This is a genomic window from Corallococcus sp. 4LFB (assembly GCF_046520365.1).
GTDB lineage: Bacteria > Myxococcota > Myxococcia > Myxococcales > Myxococcaceae > Corallococcus > Corallococcus caeni.
This window is the reverse complement of the sequence record NZ_JBKGHJ010001008.1, coordinates 1-1,313: the sequence shown is the minus strand read 5'-3', so window position 1 is coordinate 1,313 and position 1,313 is coordinate 1. Positions and strand designations below refer to the sequence as shown.

Here is a 1,313-nt window from a genome sequence, read left to right as displayed (position 1 = left end):
CGGCGCCCAGCACGGACGCGACGCCCGCGGCCAGGAGCGGGCGCCACGACCCGGTCTTCCCGGGGGACTTCACAACAGGTCCTCGTCGGGCTGCCAGCCGCCCCGGTTCCACATGCGCGGCGCGGTGTTCTCCACCGACGGGCCGAACATGAAGAACCGCGCCCACATGGGCTCGGAGCCCAGCGCCTGGATGCGCACGGTGTGCACGCCCGGCGCGATGTCCTCGCCCAGCGTCACCGGCACCGTGCGCGCGTACCACTTCACGCCCGGACGGCCCGCCGGCATCGCTGGATCGCGCTCGGAGGCCGGCAGCACCACCGTGCGCTCGGCGCGGGTGACGCGCGGCACCAGCACGCTGGCGCGACGCACGGGGTTGCCGCCGTCCACCGTCACGGACAGCTGGGGCACCGTCGCGCCCTCCGCCACCGGCGTGTAGACGACCACGTTGAGGGTGACGGCGCCCGAACCCGTCTTGCGCACCGGCACGCGCAGGCCCCCATGGCCCACCGGATACACCGTGCGCGAGCGCAGGCCGCTGCCCGCCGCCGGAGGCCGGTTGAGCATCGCCGTCAGCCCCGGCGCCGTGGAGCGCAGCAGCACCTCATGCTCGCCCGGAGGCAGCGGAGGCAAGAGCTCCCGCGCCCGCGTGGAGCGCACGGTGAAGCGGTGCAGGGGCTCGCCGTCGAGCAGCACCTCCACCTCGTTGCCCAGCGCCGCCGCGTCCTTCAGCGACAGGCGCACCTCCGGGCGGGTGGGCGTGCGCGCATCGAAGCGCGCCCGCACCGCGCGGCCCGGCTCCAGCACCGTGGACTGCGCCTTCACCCTGTCCACCGTGTCCGCCTGCGCGGACTCCAGCACCTCCACCACCGAGGGCGAGCCGTAGGGGCGCACCACCACCGCGTCACCCGACGGCGGCGGCGTCTCCTCCTCCGGACCCACGGGCTCCAGGCGCACCTGGCTGAGCAGCTCCAGCCGGGCCCCCGCCTGCATCAGCGCGGGCAGGTTCGCCGGACGCATCGGGTGCCACGCGCGCGCGTCCACGGGCGCGTTGCGCCAGCGCACGGCCGTGAGTGCGTCGTTCGTGTACGGCGCCATCGCCGTCAGGGACTGGCCGTTGGAGAGGAAGCTGTAGAGCTGCACGATGGTCGCGCGCGGCGCCTCCACGCGCAGCTTGCGAGCCCCCATCGGCAGGAACACCCGCGCGCTCGCCGTGCCCGACACCCAGGCCGGCAGGTCCGTGACCTCACCCGTGCCCGCGTCGTGGGCCACCTGCGCCACCGGCGTGCACGGCAGCGCGCCCCCGGGCAGCGGCG

The 1,313-nt window shown here is 75.6% G+C and carries 1 protein-coding gene; it reads right to left on the bottom strand.

Features of this window, described 5'->3' with window-relative positions:
- Nucleotides 1-69: 69 nt before the first annotated feature.
- The coding region (locus ACLEQD_RS43580; RefSeq protein WP_410391820.1) for a hypothetical protein at nt 70-1,313 on the bottom strand (1,244 nt) is incomplete at its 5' end.